The organism is Bacillus sp. AFS098217 (assembly GCF_002551815.1).
Lineage (GTDB): Bacteria > Bacillota > Bacilli > Bacillales > Bacillaceae_G > Bacillus_A.
The window spans coordinates 1-1467 of record NZ_NVPR01000106.1 but is presented as its reverse complement, the minus strand read 5'-3'; the positions used below and the strand labels follow the sequence as shown (position 1 = coordinate 1467).

Here is a 1467-nt window from a genome sequence, read left to right as displayed (position 1 = left end):
TGTATGGTACATTTTTGTATAATTAAGAAATACAAAACTTGAGAATACAACATGGAGACGGAGAACTAATGAGCAAAAAGATTTTTACAGAGAAAGAAATTCAGTTACTATCATCTAATAAATATGTAAAATCAGTTAGACCAAAGGGAATTACTTATACAGATGAATTTAAACGTTTATTTATCGTGGAGAAAGAAAAAGGGAAGTTTCCAAGACAGATCTTTGAAGAGTGTGGCTTTGATGTTGAAACACTGGGAATGGATAGAATTAAGGCTGCTAGTAAGAGATGGAAAAAGGCTTACGATGAAAACGGGATAAGTGGTTTACGTGACAGGAGAGCTGATAGCCTAGGACGATTTAAGGCAAAGGATCTTACTCTAGAGAAGAAAAATGCTCTTCTGGAAGCACAAATTAACTTACTAAAAGCGGAAAATGAACTGTTAAAAAAGATTCGATTTGCAGAAAGGAGGCTGAACAAGTAATTCTCTCCCCTTCCCAGAAATACACCCTCATTTACTCGGTGATTGAAAAATATCAATTAAAACATATGGTGAGTTACTTGTGTAAAATAGCGGAAGTTTCAAGAAGTGGTTATTATAATTATTTCTCAATGAAGTCACAAGAACAAAGAAAGAGAAAAGATGAAGAAGATAAAAATACAAAAGAGATCATCTTAAAGGCATTACATTTCAAAAAGCGAAAAAAAGGGGCACGCCAAATCAAAATGACTTTGGAGAGCCAATTTAAGGTTGTCTACAATTTGAAACGTATCAGAAGAATCATGAAAAAGTACGACATTATTTGCCCTATTAGGAAGGCTAATCCATATAAAAGGATAATGAAAGCTACAAAAGAACACCGAGTTGTTCCTAACCTATTGAACCGACAATTTAAACAAGGTATACCCGGAAAAACACTTCTGACTGATATAACATATTTATTTTACGGTAAGGGGCAAAAAGCTTATTTATCAACGATTATGGACAGTTCCACCAATGAAATAGTAGCTTATAATGTTTCAAATCGTCTGACCATCGACTTGGCAACAGACACTCTTTTAAGGTTAAAGAAAAATAGAAGGTTTAAGAAGACAAAAGATGCCTTAATTCACTCAGATCAAGGAGTTCACTATACACACCCAAGCTTTCAAAAGTTAGTAAAGGAACTAGGGCTACTCCAATCAATGTCAAGAAGGGGGAACTGTTGGGATAACGCTCCTCAAGAATCCTTCTTTGGACATTTTAAAGACGAAGCCTTTATTAAATCATGTACAAACCTAGCTGAACTAAAACATGAAATAAAGCAATATATGAAATATTACAATCACGACAGATGCCAATGGAATTTAAAAAAGATGAGCCCTGTTCAATTCAGGGCTTATCTTCTTAAAACTGCCTAGGCTTTTTTTAAAATGTCCTTTACAAAGGGTACACTATACTTCTATGCATGGCCAGATGCTCTCTTCCA

The 1467-nt window shown here is 34.6% G+C and carries 1 protein-coding gene; it reads left to right on the top strand.

Going from position 1 to position 1467, the window contains the following annotated elements; translation table 11 throughout:
• The first annotated feature begins 68 nt into the window (after positions 1-68).
• A protein-coding gene (locus COO03_RS22900; RefSeq protein ID WP_230322525.1) for an IS3 family transposase occupies positions 69-1399 on the top strand; the annotation gives its coding sequence in 2 pieces (ribosomal slippage) (positions 69-441 and positions 441-1399; 1332 coding nt in all).
• Positions 1400-1467 lie beyond the last annotated feature (68 nt).